The organism is Coleofasciculus sp. B1-GNL1-01 (assembly GCF_040220235.1).
GTDB lineage: Bacteria > Cyanobacteriota > Cyanobacteriia > Cyanobacteriales > Coleofasciculaceae > Coleofasciculus.
The window spans coordinates 45,504-63,952 of sequence record NZ_JAVJTO010000055.1 but is presented as its reverse complement, the minus strand read 5'-3'; the positions used below and the strand labels follow the sequence as shown (position 1 = coordinate 63,952).

Below are 18,449 nucleotides of genomic sequence, written 5' to 3'. Positions count from 1 at the left end.
CGTGGCATTGCCCGTTTCAGGAAGTTGTTGATAGACTGACGCTGGGTATCGGATAATAAGCGAATTAGGGTGTCCTGTGAGAAAAATTAACTCAGCAATAATTCAGCAGAATCCTAAATGGCAGAAAAAGTCGCAATCTTTTTGGATGTCGAAAACCTATCAGGCTGGTTGAAAGCTGATGGAGGAGAAGCGTTATTAGAACGCGCTAATGAGTTAGGGCGTGTAGTGGTTCGTCGAGCGTATGGGGATTTCAGTATTGCATCAGTCAGTGTACGTCAGCCAGAGCTGAATTTGCTCGGTTTTGAGTTTGTCCACGTTTATCATCCAGTAAAAGGTAAAAACTCCGCTGACATTCAAATTGTTGTCGATGTGATGGAGTACTTGGCTCGTATTCCTGATTTGGAATGGATTGTGCTTGCCACTGGAGATTCAGATTTTTCACCTTTGTTTAGGCGTTTAAGAGAGTTGGGTAAATCTGTAGTCGGTGTTGGACCGCGTTCTGCTCTTAGCGAGGCTGTCAAGAAATCTTGTAATCGATTTATTTACATTGATGAAGAATCAACTACTAATGGTGTATCTGCCTCGCTGAAAACAACTCAACTGCGTGAAGACGCACTAGATTTGCTGGAACGTGTACTTGGTAAATTTCCAGACGGCGTAAGCCTCTCTACACTGAAAAACGAAATGCTTGAGATTGACTCGGCATTTGATGAGCATAACTTGGGGTTTGGAGGATTCATGAAATTCCTCCAAAGCGCACCTGAGATAGTCAAACTATATCAAGTTAAACAAACATTTGATTGAAGTATTCGGACACAATCGGACTCGTGGGGAACTACGTTCGGCGATCTACCTGCTTTACAAAGCTGGTTATGTAATACAACAATCGCAGAAGCAGAATGACGAATATATTTTCATAGCCAATTTCCCTGAATCCGAGCGTGTAATGTCAAAAAAGATAGATGCAGTATTGATAAATCGACTTGTTCAACTTTGCAAATTACACAATACAGCTTTTATTCCTGAACTTGTAACTCAGCTTTTAATGAATTCCTACCATAAAGAGCAGATTAAAGCCTTGATTGTCAACACTTAAACTGGATTTCCCCCCTTCCAGGTGAGGCAGTTTTGATTTTTTGCTTGGGGGAACTTCAGCTTAGAGGTTTCAGGTCTGACTGAAACCCATCGGGTAGGGGCAATACATGAATCGCCCCTACTCCACTCAGAAAACGCCAGTTCTAAGACCTACATCTTACAACTCAAATCCCCAGCTTTTTGACTAAAGCGGAGATTTTCGCCATAGTCTACAGGGCAATCAATGACCGTCGGTACATCTTGCTTTAAGGCTTCTTGCAGCGTGGGAATAAACTCCGCCACTGAATTCACCCGATAGCCTTTTAACCCCATACTTTCGGCAAACTTGACAAAATCAGGATTGCCAAATTTAATAAATGCTGAGTCACCAAATTGATTGTGTTGTTTCCACTCAATCAAGCCATAGCCACCATCATTGAAAATCAAGGTGACAAAATTGGTACCAACTCGCAGGGCGGTTTCTAGTTCCTGGCAATTCATCATAAAACCGCCATCACCCGTCACCGCGACGACATTCCGATCCGGATGAACTAATTTTGCCGCGATCGCGCCCGGCATGGCAATCCCCATGGCGGCAAAACCATTGGAGATAATACAAGTGTTAGGGCGATCGCAGTGGTAATGGCGTGCCATCCACATTTTATGGGCACCGACATCGGAGATAACAATATCTTCAGGTCCCATCACCTGACGTAAGTCATAGATGAGTTTTTGCGGCTTAACTGGAAACGCCTCATCATTGGCATATTGTTCATAATCTGCCCGAATATCAGACCGTAATTCCACCGCATGGGGTGTCGCCTTGCCTTCCCGATCCGCTTGTTTCATAATTTCATTCAGCGAATCGGAAATATCGCCAACCACTTCCACCAACGGAATAAAGCTACTGTCAATTTCCGCATGGGCAGCGCCAATGTGAATAATCGGAATCTTGCCCTCTGGATTCCATTTCTTCGGCGAATATTCGATTAAATCGTAACCCACCGCAATCACTAAGTCCGTTTGATCAAAGGCACAGCTAACGTGATCACGCTGTTGTAATCCCATAGTCCATAGGGCAAGGGGATGGGTATAGGGAATCACGCCTTTGCCCATAAAACTGTTGATCACCGGGATATTCATCCGGGTGGCAAACTCTGTCAGGGCTTCGGCTGCATGGGCGCGGATTGCCCCATTCCCGACTAAGATTAAAGGATTTTTTGCCTTGGAGATGGCAACGGCGGCTTTGCCAATACTCCGGAATGAGGCATAGGTTTTCTCCCGTTCATCTTTATTCAGGGGTTCCCCCGAAACGGGCATGGCGGCAATATTTTCCGGCAGATCAATGTGAACTGCGCCCGGTTTCTCACTTTGCGCCAGCTTAAAGGCTTTACGGACAATTTCCGAGGTATTGCTGGGACGGACAATTTGCGTGTTCCACTTGGTAACCGGGGCAAACATTGCCACCAAGTCCAAGTATTGGTGGGATTCGATATGCATGCGATCGGTTCCCACTTGTCCCGTAATCGCTACCACCGGGGCACCATCGAGGTTAGCATCAGCTACCCCCGTCATTAAGTTGGTTGCCCCTGGTCCTAATGTCGAAAGGCAGACGCCCGCCTTTCCAGTTAAACGCCCATACAAATCCGCCATAAAGGCTGCCCCTTGTTCATGGCGGGTGGTGATGAATTGAATGGAGGAGTGCTTGAGTGCTTCTAACACATGCAAGTTCTCTTCTCCCGGCAATCCAAACACATATTCGACGCCTTCATTTTCTAGGCATCTGACTAGCATGTCGGCTGTATTCATTTCGCCCATCTCAATTTTCCCCTTAATTTTCTTTGGTTATCGTTTGATGGTTGGCGCGATGTCCTATTTCGTTGCAATTCGTGCCTGCTGAAATTTCAGCAGGACAAGTTAGAGGGGGGCTACAGCTAGGACTGGCTGTTAGCTATCCCCGGTAAAAATTCAAAGCTAAGGATCAAAATCCTATTGTTAAAATTCGGTTTTTTTAACAATAGCCTCTACTGTACTCTTCCGTCCATAGTTCTTAACTATTTCACCCAAACGGTTTTAATGTTGACAAATTCGTGAATTCCTTGTACTCCTAATTCTCGTCCATAGCCGGAGCGCTTAATCCCGCCAAAAGGTAGACGGGGATCGGATTTAACTAATCCATTGATAAAGACAGCTCCCGCTTCAATCTCATCAATGAGCCGCTGGGCTTGGGTTTCGTCCGTTGTCCACGCACTTGCCCCTAAACCAAACGGAATCGCATTGGCTTTAGCAATTGCCGCGTTAATGTCAGGAATTCTAAACAATAACGCCACTGGTCCGAAAAATTCTTCGTTGTCGGCGGGGGTTCCTGGAGGAAAGTCCGCCAAGATAGTCGGGGGATAAAAATTACCCGGACGATCTAAGGGTTTGCCCCCAATCAGAACCTTAGCACCTTTGGCTATACAAGCTTGTACCAGTTGATCTAATTCTTGCAGGATGCTTGGTGTTGCCAATGGACCACTATTGGTGGTTTCCTCCATTGGATCACCCACATTCAGGGCTTGAAATTTTTCAACCAAACGTTTTTCAAACTCATCGGCGATCGCATCGGCTAAAATGAAGCGTTTAGCGGCGATGCAGGATTGACCATTATTCAGCATCCGGGCGGTAACGGCGGTGGTAACGGCGGCGTCTAAGTCGGCGCTTTCCAGGACAATAAATGGATCACTTCCACCGAGTTCCAGCACAGTTTTCTTCAAGTGTTTCCCCGCAGTAGCGGCTAATGATGCACCTGCGGGTTCACTTCCGGTTAAGGTAGCGGCTTTAATCCGGGAGTCACTGACAATGGCTTCGACTTGAGAAGCCCCAATTAATAAGCTTTGGAATGCCCCTTCCAGAAATCCTGCTTCCTTTATAATGTCCTCAATCGCCAAAGCACATTGCGGCACATTCGAGGCGTGTTTCAATATACCGACATTCCCCGCCATTAACGCGGGTGCAGCAAACCGAAAAACTTGCCAGAACGGAAAATTCCACGGCATTACCGCTAAGATAATACCTAAGGGCTGATAGCGGACAAAACTCTGGCTGGCATCGGTGGCAATAGGATGATCGGCTAAAAACGTCGCTGCGTTTTCAGCGTAGAAACGGCAAACCCAGGCACATTTCTGCACCTCCGCGATCGCACTTTTGATCGGTTTGCCCATTTCCAAGGTCATCAGCTGACCAAACTTGACCTGATCCCGTTCCAGAATATCCGCCGCCGCGTTTAGCCAGTTCGCCCGTTGCGCCATTGGCGTTTTTTGGTACGACTCAAACACCTGTTGCCCCAGGGTGAGTTTGGCTTCTATCGACTCATGATCTAGTGGCTCAAAGGTTTTGAGCGTTTCTCCCGTTGCTGGGTTAATTGTGGCGATCCCCATAGCCTTCCTCTTCGACTCCATTACTTAAGATGGAGTTAGCAGTTTCATTCTCAAGTCTACTGCGATGGTGTCTGGTAAAAGACAATACATTTACATTGCTTTACATTTTAGCATGGGTCAGCAGAACTGGGTTTGGTTTCCAAACCCAGTTCCCAAACTAAAACATCTGCGGTGAGGGTGATGATATTCAAGAGCTGCTCCGCTGTTGAATGGTGAATCGAAGTTTGATTACTCTACCAGGGGACGGTACTGCAAACGGCAGAGCCCTCGTCCCTCGTACCCCCTGCAATCTGATGTTGAATGGTGGTCATAGCGCCAAGCCAATAAGGATAAGTGTTTTTTATAAAATGCTTCCGCTAATCTGAGTCAATCTTTCCTAACAGAGGGTAGTGGATTCGCCGATCTTTGGCATAATCTTAAAGATATGGTTCAAAGCAAAACCATAAAAAGTTGTCTTGTAATTGTCGTAACAGAACGCATCAAGAGGTAATCCACATGACCCAGAAAGCCAGCAAGCTCGTCATCGTCACGGAAAAGGTGCTGCTGAAAAAGATCGCCAAGATCATCGACGAAGCCGGAGCTACCGGTTACACGGTGGTGGACGCTGGCGGTAAAGGCAGTCGCAACGTGCGCTCGTCGGGACAACCCACCATTGGTGACACCTACTCGAATGTAAAGTTCGAGGTGCTCACCCCCAATCGGGATATGGCCGTGAAGATTTCGGATCAGGTCGCAGCGAATTTTTTCGACGACTATTCGGGCATCAGCTATATCTGTGATGTGATGGAGGTACTGCACGCGCACACGTTCTGACTCAAAACCCCAGCAATTCTCATTTTGGCAAGAAGCTGTTCAAGCACTGGGAATCTCGGTATTTTGACATTCTCCCTGGCGTGAAACGCACGGGGATTCCTACCAGTCGAACAATTTTAATTACTCGTACTCTCGGTAGGCTTCGGCGTGAGCGCGACTCGACGGCTCGACTGAGCGCTCGCCGAAGTCTGAGCGCTCGCCGAACGTCTCAGCCGAACGATTGACGGCTCATCACAAACAGCCCCAGATGAGGTCTTACACTCGCTCCCCGTCCGTTTAGAGTCCTGGATATGCCCTACCCCGACTTGTTCTAATATAGTTGTTTTATGCCTTTACGCCCTCTAACGATACTCATAACCCAACCTTGTCCCTAACCAATCCATCTGAAAAACCCACCTATACAGAAAAAACGACTCGCCTACAAGCCTGGAGTCAGTTGATTAAGTCAGTGACACCTTATATTTGGGTGGCGGTGATCCTAATTGTGATTATCCCGCTGATCGGGAGTGGTTTTATTGCCAGTTCATTATCAACCGATGCGGCGAGTCTAGAGAAGCCGAACCATGAGATTGTCACCATTGATCGGACTGTACCGGATCAGGAGAAGATTGATCGCGCGATCGCAACGGCTATCACTCATGCTCATCATACCGCCGAACAGTTCGCCTCAGACCAACTCGATGAGTGGATTGATCAACTCATGAGTCGCGTGGATGACAATTTTTTGGATTGGTATTTTGATTATTTTAATCAAAAGAAACTGGAATTTAGCGCTCCTTTTGTTTGGGTATCTTCAGCCGTCTCTCACTGGATGGATACCACGAAACCGACTCCCAATCAAGCCGTCGCTGAAAAAATTACGGAGGAATTCCAAACGGAATTCACCAAACGAGTCCTCCGCCCTAAAATTGCCCAACTCCAACTGGAACATATCACTAGAGATACGGTAAATTTGTATATTGCTGACTTAGAAAACAACATTTCCAACATCCAAACTCAGTACCAGATTCCTCAAGGACAATGGGAGCGATATTTGGATGATATTGCGGTAACGATTCGAGATACGGAAGGCAATCTTTCTAACTTATCGTTAAAGGTGTTAGTTGGCGGAAGTACGTACTTATTTGCCAAAGCCATGATTCCCGTTGTCACTAAGATTGGCAGTAAAGTGGCTGTATCCTTTGCCGGAAAAGCCTCCGCTAAAATGGCAGCAAAAACAGGTGGCGCTGTAGCTGGTAAATTTGGCGCTCAGTTTCTTGATCCGATTGTTGGCGTAGGAATTATTATCTGGGATGTTTGGGATTATCAGCATACTGTAAATGTTGAACGCCCTGTTTTGCGGGAAGCGATTCGGGATTATTTACAAGAAGTTAAAGCGTCCCTATTGGATAATCCCGACAATGGCATTATGGCAGCAATTTATCAGTTAGAGGGAGGGATTTTGAAGTCGGCTTGTAGTAAGGGCTTTAGCCCTATATTCGGTTAGGTTTCCTGTCGTAAACCCAACCTACGGGATTTTAAAGTTGGTTTAATGGGAAATAGGGAACAGGAAGTAGCGCGTCTGAAAGCAGGTGAAGATTGGGAAAGTAAGTTAGGTATAAAGATCCCCGACTTCTTGAAGAAGTCGGGGATCTGGCTGGTAACGTAGGTATCACCAAATCGATAATTAAGGGACGATGATCGGAACCAATATCTCCGCCAGTGCGAATAGCTAAGACATTGATTTCTGGACTAATCAGACAATGATCCAGAGGAATCTGTAACATTGGCGCACCTTGGGGCCAAGTGGGTAAAATCCCAAAACCCGATCGCGCATTTTTCAATCCAGTCTGATGGATAAATTGGCGGTAATAGGGAGACCACATGGTTGTATTCAAATCACCGATGACAGCATGAATATTGTTGATTGACTTTATCCCGTTTCCCAGTTCTAAAAGTTGCTGATTGCGTGACTTAAAATATTCCGCATTAATCGGTGGTAATGGATGAGTGGCAATAATAGAAACTGTTTTATCTTGCCACTGTACCTCAGCAAAAATAGAGGGAATATCATACTCGGTGAACGATTTAATATCCGTATTTCGCAGAGGAATCGCACTGTAGACAGCAATGCCAAAGTTATCAAATCTCGGATACACAATCTGGTAAGGAAGGAGAGGCTTAAGCGCTTCTAGTTGCTGTGACCACATTGGATTAACTTCTTGGACAACGAGCAGTTTAGGCTTTTCTTCTTTGACCAAGGAGATAAACTCAGCATAACGCTGGTTATCACTATGGACATTTGCCAGTAATACTCGCAACGGTTGTCCGGAAGACGTATTAATTGGCGAAAATTGGGGAATATACCAGGGAATAACGTCTACAGCATTAAGGGTTAAACAAAATAAACTTACCAACCACCAAGTTTTTCGTCGTGCTAATAAAAATAAGAGAAAAATAATACAACTAATGACGCAATATTGCACTTTAAAGTGGGAGCTTAATTCAAAATATCGGTGAACTCCGCCCAAATAAGCAGCTAAGGATAAGAGAAGACAAGGAATGAGTCCCGTGAGTCCTAAGCCAAAGGCGATATTCTTGATGTCAATTTGTCGGGATGTGGGTTGAGAGAACCAGAAGCGTTTCATATCGAGTTGCTGTAGCAGTACAGTAAGCGGTGATGAATTGAAATAGGGTATTTAGGGTATTAAGCGAGCAAGATGCAAAGCCTGCGGCATGGCTTCGCTAAACGCACTACGAGGATGGGAGGCATTATATTAAGGTTTAAATACCAAACCGCTTATCCTCGCCATAGCCAGGGACGTTGTTGTCATCTATTTCTGATTACATCTCCCTTATGCAAAAGGGAGTATTCTAAAATTACGGTCAGCACAACCTCAATGGGAGGATTTCCTCCAAAACACTGGGAAGTCTACAGCACCAATCCAGAAATCTTCACATCAGCGAAACTACACTGTCATAACCACGTCACAACGAGTATCTACATTGATAAATGTCAGCGATAGGTCATTGTGATTCCTTCCCAAGCAACGGATTCACCGACCGACGCCAGACCTGGTTAATACCTTATCAGCAAATAATTATCACAGCGTCAATGGGGGTGTTAGCCATGGGTAGGAGAAAGTTGATCCTTATTCGGGTTTTCTCGACCTGGAAATGAATTAACCAAACTCCGACCAACTGTAACTGACATCATCCAAATCAATCCTATTTCAACAGCAGAATCATTATGGTATTCAACACGAAAACATCCAAATCTCATGACAGTGACGCTTCCCCGGTAAAAAAAGCTGTCACCTATCTATCCCTGATGTTGCTAGGCGCTGGTGTTTCCTTTGGCGCCAACTCGTTCATCTCCGGGAATCCCCAAATTTCAACCAACTCCATCGTTCCTCAATCCTCTCAGGGGTTGGGAGGAATCATTCCTCCAGCGAACCTGTCCTCTCCCCAAAACAGCAACTTTATTACTAACGTTGTGGATACTGTGGGACCCGCAGTCGTGCGGATTAACGCTTCCAAAACCGTAACGTCTCAAGTTCCCGATGCATTTAACAACCCGTTTTTCCGCGAGTTCTTTGGATCTCAATTTCCGGAACAACCACAGCAGCGCGTAGAACGAGGAACGGGTTCGGGGTTTATTATTAACACGGATGGGATGATTCTCACCAATGCTCACGTTGTTGATGGTGCAGATCAAGTCGATGTGGTTCTCAAAGATGGTCGCACATTTGCGGGAGAAGTGTTAGGAACTGACCCCGTAACCGATGTGGCGGTAATCAAAGTAGAAGCCGATAATCTCCCCATTGTCACCTTAGGGGATTCAGAACAACTCAAACCGGGGGAATGGGCGATCGCGATCGGTAATCCCCTAGGATTAGATAATACTGTCACCACAGGTATTATCAGTGCGACAGGACGTTCCAGTTCTGAAGTAGGCGTTCCCGATAAGCGCGTCCAATTTATCCAAACTGATGCTGCGATTAACCCGGGTAACTCAGGTGGACCGCTGCTAAATGCGTCTGGGGAAGTGATTGGGATGAATACAGCAATTATTCAAGGCGCTCAAGGGTTAGGATTTTCTATTCCGATTAATACAGCGCAACGAATTGCCCAACAATTAATCGCCAACGGGAAAGTCGAACATCCATTCTTAGGAATTCAGATGGTCACATTAACCCCAGAGTTGAAAGAAAACATCAACAAAAATTCCAATTCGGGTCTGACTATTGAGGAAAGCAAAGGGGTGCTAATTGCCAGAGTGATGCGAAATTCTCCTGCTGATAAAGCCGGATTGCGAGCTGGGGATGTGATTCATAAAATTAATGGTGAGTCGATCAAAGAGGCGGAAGATGTCCAAAATGCGGTAGAAATGACGCCAATAGGTAGCGATTTAAACCTAGAATTACGCCGCGATCGCAAAGATATTGAGGTGACAGTACAACCCGGTGCTTTGCCAACTCAAATGCAACAGTAAGGTTCATCAAAAATAGTTGTAGAGACGTTGCATGCACCGTCTCTACAGTTCCCGGTTTCAACTCCCTTCAATCCCCTGTTGCACCATTTGCTTAGTTAGGGGAGAGGATGTTAAATCCAGAGTCTTGGGGTACGTTTTCAATATCGTTTCCACCGTCGCCTTCCATAAATCAGAGAGAACTTGACGCCAAGCCTGACGCTGTATAGTATGGGATTCCTGATTACACCATTGTGCGATCGCCTGGGATAAGTCTTCAACCTGATCCGGTACAGGGGTAATCCACTGCTGTAATTCTGCCAACTCTTGAGCTGAAAACAGGTTGCGCTGATTATTTAAGAGTTCAATAAAAGCGGCAACGTTTTGTTTCTGAAATAACTGTTCTGTCTGTTGTACAACCTCTAGCGGTAAATCTTGCAACTGGGCAATTTGCGGCAATCTTAAGCCAAATTCTATCATGCGTGGTATCGCGGCTAACTTGGCTTTAATTTCACCTTCTTCTAAGGCTTCCTGATAAACTTTAGTTTGCTTGAGTTCACTTAAGCTGAACATTGCTTCAATCTCCTCGCGGCTTTTTTGGGGTAGTTTGTAAACAAGGATTGTCTCAATTAATTTGATTAGATTGTGCTGGCTTGCTTCATCATCTATCTGTATTTGAGCTTGTGCGACTAATCGTCTTGCTCGTTCCGGTGCAGTGTCCTCATCCTCAATCACCAGCTTAACTATTTCAATCCCAAGGGAACCGGATGGGGTTTCTCCTAATTCATCAATATAAATGCGTTTGACGCGATTGAGGGTAAGGATTTCACCAAATTGAAACGCTTGTTCTCGTTCAATCCTACGAGTAGGATAGATCACGACAACCTGCCAAGGGTGAGTGGGAATTCGAGAAACAGGTTATAGAAGATGGTGTCGGTTTTCACGCTGAATTGCTGGACATGGGCGTTCTGAACATTGACCACTATGCCAGGAGCGATCGCGCAAAATTCCTATTACCGTAATCTTGACAAATTGACAGGTTTACCCCATTAGGCTACATTAACGACGGCAAATATATTTATGCTGAAGGTTCTAGGGGTAAGTATCGTGAAGAAACTACCCCAGTCGGGAGTTTCCCTGTAGCGAACACGTTTGGCTTATTTGATCTGCATGAAAATGTGTACGAATGGTGTGCTGATCATTGGCATGATAACTATATAGATGCGCCATCAAATGGTCAAGCTTGGTTAATTGATGATCATCAGAAGCATTTTAGAGTGATGCGCGGTGGTTCATGGTTTGATGATCCGTGGTTCTGTCGTTGTTCTCTGCGCTTCAGAAACGTGCCAGACTACGGGTTTCTCGATATCGGGTTTCGGGTTGTTTGTACGGCGGCGTGAATTGTTTAGCTACATCTAGGAAAAGGGCGGGTTTTGTTGAAAGGTTATCGGTGATATGTTTAATTGAATCCCTAAACCCGCCCCTACAGAATTTATTGATCGGCTACACCTAGGAAAAGGGCGGGTTTTGTTGAAAGGTTATTGGTGATATGTTTAATTGAATCTCTAAACCCGCCCCTACAGCATTTCTAATCTAAACCCTGGCAATATTTCCTCCCCTGACAACACAACAGGCATCGACACAACTTCTACCTCTGTTCCCTCTCGATAAATCTCCACTTGCCGATCCTGATAATTAATTAACCAACCCAAACGTAAACCACTTGCCAAATATTCCTGCATCTTATCCTGAAGTGGCTTTAATCGGTCGGTGCGCGATCGCAATTCAATCACGAAATCTGGACAAAGCGGCGGAAACTTTTCTCGTTCCGATTGACTCAAACGTTGCCATCGCCCCAATTCCACCCAAGCGACATCTGGAGAGCGATCGCCTCCACCAGGTAAACTAAAGACTGTTTGGGAACTAAAGACTACACCAAGCTGAGTCTGGCGATTCCAGATGATCAGATCGCCAATTAGATTTGCTTCTTGGCTACCACCTTCTCCACCAATCGGTGTCATGATAATTAACTCTCCCTGGGGCGAACGTTCTAATGGTACATCAGGGTTGGCTACACACAGTTGATAAAACTGCGATCGCGTCAATGTCGTCGTCAGTGGCTTTAAGTTTAATACGGTAGTCATAATCCTAGGGAATAGCAGAACATCTGGTCTCAAGAGCCATATTTTCCCTAATTATAAATGCTCAACATACCGCTTCAACTCCCGCGCCATGCGTTGCATTCCCCGATGCTCATCTTGCCGGATAAAGGGGACAAAAACACGAGTGAGAATACCTGAAAAACGGCTTATATGAACATATTTAGTGCGACTCAAACCAATCTCTTGTAACTCAAAGACGTACTCACTGCGAAAACCGGGAATCGATGAAACCCAGCGCAGACAAATTTCGGGTTGTAAAAGTGTGATCAGGGGTTCAAATTCCGTTTCTTCATCCTTGGGTAATCGTCGTAAAGACAGAGACACGGCTTGTCCTTTTTCCAAGGGCTGTTCGGGTTCACGGTCAAATAGAAACGTGTTCCAATACTTCCACTGCTGTTTGTCCAACAAAACCTGCCACACTTGTGACTTAGGAGCATTAATTTCGATTTCAGTATAGAGACTTGTCATAATAAAAAAGTAATAAGACAATTGTAGGGGCGGGTTTAGGGAATCAATTCAGATATCCACCGATAAATGAACAACAAAACCCGCCCTCCCCACCGATAACCGAACAACAAAACCCGCCCTCCCCACCGATAACCGAACAACAAAACCCGCCCCTACAACCCCGCACCTGTTCACCAAGAGCTTTCCCTCGGACTGGGAATTCGGTCTACAATTGAAAGCTTGAGACCCGAAATCAATCCAGCATGGCAGACCTGACACCGAATTCCAGTTTCAGTTTAACGATTCGCATCCAACTTCCCAATCGTTCTGGGATGTTAGCCACTGTTACTCACGCGATCGCACAGGTAGGGGGAAACCTGGGACAGATTGATCTGATTCACCAAACCCACAAAGTTACGACTCGTGAAATCACCATCGATGCGACGAGTACCGAACACGCTGAACAGATTGTGCAAGCGGTTAAGGAACTTACCCATATCAAGGTGATCGATGTCTATGATCGCACGTTCAATCTACATCGAGGGGGCAAAATCAGCATCGAGAACAAACTTCCCCTGAAAACCCAAGCTGATTTAGCCATGGCGTATACACCAGGGGTGGGTCGAATTTGTAACGCGATCGCCGATGAACCCCAAGATGTTTACTCCCTGACCATTAAAAGTAATACAGTAGCAATTGTTACAGATGGTAGCGCCGTATTAGGATTGGGCAACTTAGGTGCCGAAGCCGCATTACCCGTTATGGAAGGGAAAGCGATGCTGTTTAAAGAATTTGCCGGAATTGACGCCTTTCCTATATGTCTGGCAAATCAAGATACCGATACGATTATCGAAACCGTTAAAAATATTGCTCCCGTTTTTGGCGGAATTAACCTGGAAGATATCAGCGCCCCCCGTTGCTTTGACATTGAAGCCAAACTGCGACAAGTCTTGGATATTCCTGTGTTTCACGATGATCAGCATGGAACCGCGATTGTCAGTTTAGCGGCGTTAATTAATTCCCTGAAACTGGTGAAGAAATCCCTGGAAGAGGTGCGAATTGTGATTAATGGCGCTGGCGCAGCGGGAATTGCGATCGCGCGGCTATTACGTCAAGCTGGGGCGAAGATGATTTGGATCTGTGATTCCAAAGGGATTCTCTCAACCAAACGCACGGATTTAACACCCCAAAAGCAGGAATTTGCCGTTGAATCTAGTGGTACTTTAGCGGGTGCCATGGTGGGGGCGGATGTGTTTCTCGGCGTCAGTGTTCCCGGTGTTTTGACGCCAGACATGGTACATTCGATGGCAAGAGATCCCATTGTTATGGCGATGGCGAATCCAATCCCCGAAATTCAGCCAGAATTGGTGTTAGAGGATGTCGCGGTTATGGCAACGGGGCGCAGTGACTATCCCAATCAAATTAATAATGTTCTGGCGTTTCCTGGTGTGTTTCGCGGCGCCCTCGACTGTCGCGCCTCCATGATTACCAGTACGATGTATCTAGAAGCGGCAAAAGCAATCGCGTCTTTGATGTCTACGACAGATTTGGACGCTGAACATATTATTCCATCTGTTTTTGATCAGCGTGTTGTGACGGCTGTTTCCGCAGCGGTACAACAAGCCGCCCGGAATGAAGGGGTAGCAAGACGGTAAACACTGATTTCACGGATTGATGTTGAGGGATTGGAGTGGGGATATGGGCGGTTGGTAGCACTGATGACACTGAGGGGTTAAGTAGGTGGGGACAATTAAAGTTAACGGCGGAGATCGTCATTCGTCATTTGTCATACTCGCGCAAGCGAGAAGCAAGCTACGTCATTTGTCATTCGTCAGGGAACAGGTAAGGTAGAGTTTTGAGTTAACTTTCTCATCTTCCCCTGCTCCTCCAGTTTCCAGACGTGCCATGGCACGTCTCTACATTGCTCCCCCTGCTCCCCACAGCACTTATTCAACAAGCCCTAAATAGTGATTATTACCCCATGGGTAGAGGATTGTTAGATTACCAGTTTAGACATCGGCTAGTTGTTAAGATCACCAGTCTCTTCTTCGGTTTACTGGTTACTCAATTATCCGGATGTCAGATTATATCAACGATTAACAACGGTTTCCATACTTCTCGAATTTCTAGCGAAAATGCTGTTCCTGTACAATTTACTTTCCCGTTTGAGTTAGAGTCAGGACATGATTTTTCTCAGGGATTGGCTGCGGTTAAGTTGGATGGGGAGTGGGGCTATATTAATCAAACAGGTAACTGGGTAATTCAACCACAATTCGAGTTAGCTGATTCGTTTACTGAAGATGTAGCCCCAGTCAAAGTTGATGGAAAATGGGGTTATATTGATCAAACAGGTAACTGGGTAATTAAACCTCAATTCGATGGCGCTAAATCGTTCGCGGAAGGATTAGCCCCAGTTAAACAAGACGATGATTGGGGCTATATTGATAAAACTGGCACGGTAATAATTTTACCTCAATTTTACGATGCGGATTTGTTTTCCGAAGGATTGGCAATTGTCGAAAACAATAATCAGTATGGTTATGTAGATAAAACCGGAAACTGGATTACTCCGCCTCAATTTCAGGAAGCAAAACCGTTTTCTGAGGGGTTAGCTACGGTAAAATTGAATAACCAGTATGGCTATATCGACAAAACCGGAAACTGGGCGATTCCACCTCAATTTAAAGATGCGAGTTCTTTTTCCGAAGGCTTGGCGTCTGTCTCGAATCAAGCAATGAAATCGGGGTATATTAATCATCAAGGCGAGTTTGTGATTATGCCTTATTTTGATTGGGCGGGGGATTTTGTCCAAGGTGTGTCTGGCATCTCGATGAACGATAAAATTGGTTATATTGATCAGCAGGGAAATATGCTAATTGCTCCCCAGTTTGATAACACCTATGACTTTTCGGAAGACTTAATCGCGATCAAAATAGGCGACAAGTGGGGCTATATTAACAAAATAGGGAATTTAGTCATCAAGCCCCAATTTGATAGTGCTTGGTCATTTCAGCAAGGAGTAGCCAGAGTTAGAATTGATGACAGGTACGCTTTCATCAGTCATCCTTTAAAATAGGGGTTGCTACAGGGAGTTTTATGGTGAGGGGAGGGAACAGGGAACAGGAAACAGTTTCAACCCTCTGTATCAGTAGAAACATCTTCGTCTTCAGAGTCATTGGGGGTATTTTCAGGTTCTGTTTCCTCATTAGGAGAAGCCGTTTCATCCTCTATTGACTGCTTTTTGTCTTCGGAAGAGGACGTGTTTTCAGGAGAGGGAGATGGGGACGGCTTTTTGTTCTCAGATGTCGGTGTTTTTTCAGGTTCAGGGGTTGATTCCTCGGTTTCAGTATCAGAGTTGTTAGGAGTGGGTTGTGCTTGGCTTTCAGGGGATTCTTTTTCCTCTGTAGCGGGTTCGGTTTCAGAGGTTGATTCCTCGTTTTCCGTATCGGATGGCTGAGTTACTTCAGGTGTTTCCTCTTTTGTTTGCTCCCATTCTGATAAGGGGCGATTGACAGCATAGTCAAAGTCCATGGGGACTAAAAAGACGTTAGATTGCTGGGATTTGTCTGAGAATGGATCAATTTGAGCATAGAGAAAACTATTATTAAAATCTGGTTTTCCTAAAAGAATTTCATGGGTTTCATCGTTTGTAAGCCGCACCGTTACCATGGCTTGGGGTTTGTCTAAGCCATAGTCTTTCAGGTTTTCCGGAGGGACATTGGGAATTATGCGATCGCTCTTTCCTTCAACGAGTAAATTCAAGAGAAATGCAACCGATGGATCACTGGCGGGGACATCCTTCGGTTCCGTCATGCGCCAACCGGGTTCAGGTTCACTCACCCGTTCAAATTTTCGGCTTTCTTCCTGGATATAAATGTTAACCCGTTGAACCTCATCTTCTTCAAAGCTAAACAGTTGCTTTTCGGCTTCCTTCGCGGCTTCCCGTTGAGGAGTTCCAACGATTTCATAAAAGTAGACAAATCCTCCCAGGAAAAGGGCAACAATTAATAAAACCCAAGTAGTCTTCTGTAGCTTCATTTGTTATTCGTCATTGGTCATTTGTCATTGTTCATTTGTCATTCGTCATTGGTTATGACCCCTCTGCGTCCCTCTGCGTCAACCTCTGCGTCCTCTGCGTTAAAAAAACATAATTCCGATGCGAACATTTTATATCACTTAGTCGGGGCGGGTTTAGTCACATCTGGGTGACAAATAGATGATAATCGTAAAACCCGCCCCTACAGATGTACCTTTACCGCCGTAACCACCACAGCATCCCTGCGGTCAAAAAGCCAAACGCTGGAACAATTAACAGGGCTAACCATCCCAATATTCCGGATTGGACGGGTGTTAAGTTAATTCGGCGGTCTTCGGGTTCTTTGGGACTAATCGAAAGTGCTTGTTCATCTCGCTTACTTAACCAACTCACGGAATTGATAAAAATATCAGGATTGAGTTGCTGATCAAACCAACTATCTGTGGCAAAGTTTGAATTACCATACACAATTAATCGTGATTCAGCTTCGTCTTCTTGAGACTGAGACTCATCGGTCTGGATTGGTGAAGGTGAGGCTTCTGGGGATTCCTCTGGCGAAGCTGTGGGAGATGCTTCTGGAGTTTCCGCTTCGGGTTCATCGGTGTCTTCTAGAAACGCTTCGGGAGTTTCTTCCGCTTCGGGTTCATTGGTGTCTTCTGGCGACACTTCTGGAGTGTCTTCGGCTTCGGGTTCATCAGTGTCTTCACCTTCAGCTTCTGGAGTGTCTTCCGCTTCCGGTTCTGATGGTGGTGAAGCGCTGGAATCTTGACGACTTAACGCTACCCCTAATACTAAAGGACCAGGGCGATCGCCTTCTTGTTCGTTAAACTCCAACGGTTGTTGTTCTGGCGTGTTTTCCGCCCAACTTTGGGGACTTGTTATCACTAGAGGGGTTTCCTTTATCCCTTCTACAGGTTCCATGTCCACGGGTTGCGCTAAGGGATAAATCGAAAAGCCAGTTCCAAAATCTTGGGTAATTGGATGATCGCCATATTGCGTAACCAAGGGGGTTGCTGGACCTAAACCGACTAACCTCCCTTGACCCGACGCATCAATCACAATCTGATTCGTCAACGTCACTCCCCAATCTGATAGTAAGGGTTCTAAGCCGGGATTGGTATCGGGATCTATCATCACTAACAGACTTCCCCCGTCAGCCAAATAGTCTTCTAAAGCTTGCACTTCCGGTTCAAACAACGCTCGTTTGGGTCCAGCAATTACGATTAAAGAAGCATCATCGGGAACGGCTGGCTGTTCAGCGAGATTCAGGGGTTCGACGGTGAAGTTTTTTGTCTCTAACGCACTTACGGCTTGAGATAATCCACCTTCGTCTGACGCTTCTAATGGGCGTTCACCATGACCTTGGAGAAAATAGACCTTATCCGCGCGATCGCCTGTGATGCGTTCAATTGCGTTGGTTAGCTGAACTTCCGATAACCGTTCCCCTGGGCTAATGGTTTGGACTAACTCCCGTTGATTCCCATATTCTAAGTAAACCTCCCCTATGTAATTTACATTAAACTTTTGGGCTAATTCAGGTTGTAGCTGGGGGTCAACAAACTCAAATTCTAAATTTGATCCATAGCGGCGGTAGTTTTCCAGGAGTTCTTGATTGGCGGGATTAGCGGGACTCTCAAACACCCAAACTTTCACCGATTGATCTAAATTTCTCACAACTTGCTGTGACTGAGGTGAAAGGGTAAATAGCTGATTTTCGGTTAAATCAATCTGTACCCCATAACGCACGCCTAAAAAGTTAATTAACCCGATAATCACAAACATCGCTAAGGTGGCAATTATCGCATTGGTTCCCACCTGGGTAGAACGGCGTCCCCAAAAACCAGGGGCGATTTGATCTAGAAGTAGGAACCACAAGCCAATGATCAATAGTCCTGCAATTAGCAGCGCCAAGGATACAGGAGACCACTCACCCGCGACTTCTTGGGCGGTAAGTCCCATAATTGTCAGGATCGGTCCGAACCAAAATAGATATTTTAAATACGTCCACTTAATCGGCTTTGTTGTCATAGTTTATAGCGTTTTGATTG

Annotated in this window: 15 protein-coding genes; 7 read left to right on the top strand and 8 right to left on the bottom strand. The window is 45.6% G+C overall.

The genetic code is table 11. The features are described 5' to 3' along the window. Positions 1 to 117: 117 nt before the first annotated feature. Positions 118 to 804 carry an NYN domain-containing protein gene (locus tag RID53_RS14180; RefSeq protein WP_446388716.1) on the top strand — a complete coding sequence of 229 codons (687 nt, stop codon included), beginning with the start codon at positions 118 to 120 and terminating at the stop codon, positions 802 to 804. Positions 805 to 1,245: 441 nt separating this feature from the next. On the opposite strand, the gene RID53_RS14175 is transcribed toward RID53_RS14180, so the two are convergent. Then, the gene (locus RID53_RS14175) at positions 1,246 to 2,892 is read right to left on the bottom strand and encodes an acetolactate synthase large subunit (protein WP_446388715.1); all 1,647 of its coding nucleotides are present in this window, start codon (positions 2,890 to 2,892) and stop codon (positions 1,246 to 1,248) included. A 236-nt stretch (positions 2,893 to 3,128) separates the two neighbouring features. Next, positions 3,129 to 4,493, bottom strand: coding sequence for an NAD-dependent succinate-semialdehyde dehydrogenase (locus RID53_RS14170; RefSeq protein WP_446388714.1), 1,365 nt, complete (start codon positions 4,491 to 4,493; stop codon positions 3,129 to 3,131). Positions 4,494 to 4,988: 495 nt separating this feature from the next. On the opposite strand from RID53_RS14170, the gene RID53_RS14165 reads away from it, so the two are divergent. Next, positions 4,989 to 5,306, top strand: coding sequence for a P-II family nitrogen regulator (locus RID53_RS14165; RefSeq protein WP_446388713.1), 318 nt, complete (start codon positions 4,989 to 4,991; stop codon positions 5,304 to 5,306). Between the two features lie 364 nt (positions 5,307 to 5,670). Then, on the top strand, positions 5,671 to 6,792 hold the full coding sequence (locus RID53_RS14160; protein ID WP_446388712.1) for a hypothetical protein: 1,122 nt from the start codon (positions 5,671 to 5,673) through the stop codon (positions 6,790 to 6,792). Between the two features lie 31 nt (positions 6,793 to 6,823). Here RID53_RS14160 and RID53_RS14155 read toward each other — a convergent pair whose 3' ends face one another. Beyond that, complete coding sequence (locus tag RID53_RS14155; protein WP_446388711.1) at positions 6,824 to 7,933, bottom strand: endonuclease/exonuclease/phosphatase family protein; 1,110 nt, start codon at positions 7,931 to 7,933, stop codon at positions 6,824 to 6,826. A gap of 602 nt (positions 7,934 to 8,535) precedes the next feature. Here RID53_RS14155 and RID53_RS14150 point away from each other — a divergent pair. Further along, a complete protein-coding gene (locus tag RID53_RS14150; protein ID WP_446388710.1) occupies positions 8,536 to 9,780 on the top strand; it encodes an HhoA/HhoB/HtrA family serine endopeptidase in 1,245 nt (414 codons plus the stop codon). Between the two features lie 57 nt (positions 9,781 to 9,837). On the opposite strand, the gene RID53_RS14145 is transcribed toward RID53_RS14150, so the two are convergent. Continuing rightward, positions 9,838 to 10,635, bottom strand: coding sequence for a DUF2887 domain-containing protein (locus RID53_RS14145; RefSeq protein ID WP_446388709.1), 798 nt, complete (start codon positions 10,633 to 10,635; stop codon positions 9,838 to 9,840). A 152-nt stretch (positions 10,636 to 10,787) separates the two neighbouring features. Here RID53_RS14145 and RID53_RS14140 point away from each other — a divergent pair, with 152 nt between their 5' ends. Beyond that, a complete protein-coding gene (locus tag RID53_RS14140) occupies positions 10,788 to 11,156 on the top strand; it encodes a formylglycine-generating enzyme family protein (protein ID WP_446388774.1) in 369 nt (122 codons plus the stop codon). 177 nt (positions 11,157 to 11,333) lie between these two features. On the opposite strand, the gene RID53_RS14135 is transcribed toward RID53_RS14140, so the two are convergent. Further along, on the bottom strand, positions 11,334 to 11,900 hold the full coding sequence (locus RID53_RS14135) for a Uma2 family endonuclease (protein ID WP_446388708.1): 567 nt from the start codon (positions 11,898 to 11,900) through the stop codon (positions 11,334 to 11,336). Positions 11,901 to 11,951: 51 nt separating this feature from the next. Continuing rightward, positions 11,952 to 12,386: an SRPBCC family protein gene (locus RID53_RS14130; protein WP_446388707.1), complete on the bottom strand. Its 435-nt coding sequence runs from the start codon at positions 12,384 to 12,386 to the stop codon at positions 11,952 to 11,954. A gap of 242 nt (positions 12,387 to 12,628) precedes the next feature. On the opposite strand from RID53_RS14130, the gene RID53_RS14125 reads away from it, so the two are divergent. Further along, a complete protein-coding gene (locus RID53_RS14125) occupies positions 12,629 to 14,020 on the top strand; it encodes a malic enzyme-like NAD(P)-binding protein (RefSeq protein WP_446388706.1) in 1,392 nt (463 codons plus the stop codon). Positions 14,021 to 14,346: 326 nt separating this feature from the next. Continuing rightward, entirely contained in the window at positions 14,347 to 15,441 is a 1,095-nt protein-coding gene (locus tag RID53_RS14120; RefSeq protein WP_446388705.1) for a WG repeat-containing protein, read from the top strand. A 56-nt stretch (positions 15,442 to 15,497) separates the two neighbouring features. On the opposite strand, the gene RID53_RS14115 is transcribed toward RID53_RS14120, so the two are convergent. Both RID53_RS14115 and RID53_RS14110 read right to left on the bottom strand, forming a co-directional pair. Beyond that, positions 15,498 to 16,403, bottom strand: coding sequence for a DUF4340 domain-containing protein (locus tag RID53_RS14115; protein WP_446388704.1), 906 nt, complete (start codon positions 16,401 to 16,403; stop codon positions 15,498 to 15,500). A 214-nt stretch (positions 16,404 to 16,617) separates the two neighbouring features. Next, positions 16,618 to 18,429, bottom strand: a complete 1,812-nt coding sequence (locus RID53_RS14110; protein WP_446388703.1) for a Gldg family protein — start codon at positions 18,427 to 18,429, stop codon at positions 16,618 to 16,620. Positions 18,430 to 18,449 lie beyond the last annotated feature (20 nt).

Coding starts and splice junctions, on each gene's coding strand:
- RID53_RS14180 (WP_446388716.1), top strand. CDS start 118: ATGGCAGAAAAAGTCGCAATCTTTTTGGATGTCGAAAACCTATCAGGC.
- RID53_RS14175 (WP_446388715.1), bottom strand. CDS start 2,892: ATGGGCGAAATGAATACAGCCGACATGCTAGTCAGATGCCTAGAAAAT.
- RID53_RS14170 (WP_446388714.1), bottom strand. CDS start 4,493: ATGGGGATCGCCACAATTAACCCAGCAACGGGAGAAACGCTCAAAACC.
- RID53_RS14165 (WP_446388713.1), top strand. CDS start 4,989: ATGACCCAGAAAGCCAGCAAGCTCGTCATCGTCACGGAAAAGGTGCTG.
- RID53_RS14155 (WP_446388711.1), bottom strand. CDS start 7,933: ATGAAACGCTTCTGGTTCTCTCAACCCACATCCCGACAAATTGACATC.
- RID53_RS14150 (WP_446388710.1), top strand. CDS start 8,536: ATGGTATTCAACACGAAAACATCCAAATCTCATGACAGTGACGCTTCC.
- RID53_RS14135 (WP_446388708.1), bottom strand. CDS start 11,900: ATGACTACCGTATTAAACTTAAAGCCACTGACGACGACATTGACGCGA.
- RID53_RS14130 (WP_446388707.1), bottom strand. CDS start 12,386: ATGACAAGTCTCTATACTGAAATCGAAATTAATGCTCCTAAGTCACAA.
- RID53_RS14125 (WP_446388706.1), top strand. CDS start 12,629: ATGGCAGACCTGACACCGAATTCCAGTTTCAGTTTAACGATTCGCATC.
- RID53_RS14120 (WP_446388705.1), top strand. CDS start 14,347: ATGGGTAGAGGATTGTTAGATTACCAGTTTAGACATCGGCTAGTTGTT.
- RID53_RS14115 (WP_446388704.1), bottom strand. CDS start 16,403: ATGAAGCTACAGAAGACTACTTGGGTTTTATTAATTGTTGCCCTTTTC.
- RID53_RS14110 (WP_446388703.1), bottom strand. CDS start 18,429: ATGACAACAAAGCCGATTAAGTGGACGTATTTAAAATATCTATTTTGG.